General features: G+C 67.6%; 1 protein-coding gene. It reads right to left on the bottom strand.

What is annotated here, in order from left to right:
* The coding region (locus AC1Q80_RS30915) for a hypothetical protein (RefSeq protein ID WP_492362954.1) at positions 1-309 on the bottom strand (309 nt) is incomplete at both ends.

Genomic DNA, 309 nt, shown 5'->3' with positions numbered 1-309 from the left:
TCACCGCCGCCCCGAACGTGCAGGCCAGATCCATCAGCTCCGCCGGCGTCTCCGCTAGCGGCAGTTCCATCAGCGCCTGGTACTGCGCTTCCGTTACCTCGATCGGTTCCCGGCTCGGCGGCGGCGTCGCCTTCATGAGCCGTTCCATCGACGCCATCGCGGCCGCCATCGCCGCCGCCGTCATCCCCGTTCCGACCACCAAGGCCACCGGCTCCGTGCTGGTCGTCGAGGTCGACATCATCTCCGGCCGAACTCCCAGCAAGTTCGCCACTTCCTGACGCATCGAGGCCTGCAGCGTCAGTTCCACCA

This window comes from Ensifer sp. GW823-FHT05D09, from assembly GCF_058795755.1.
The sequence above is the reverse complement of the archived record's forward strand: the minus strand, read 5'-3'. Positions and strand labels throughout refer to the sequence as shown.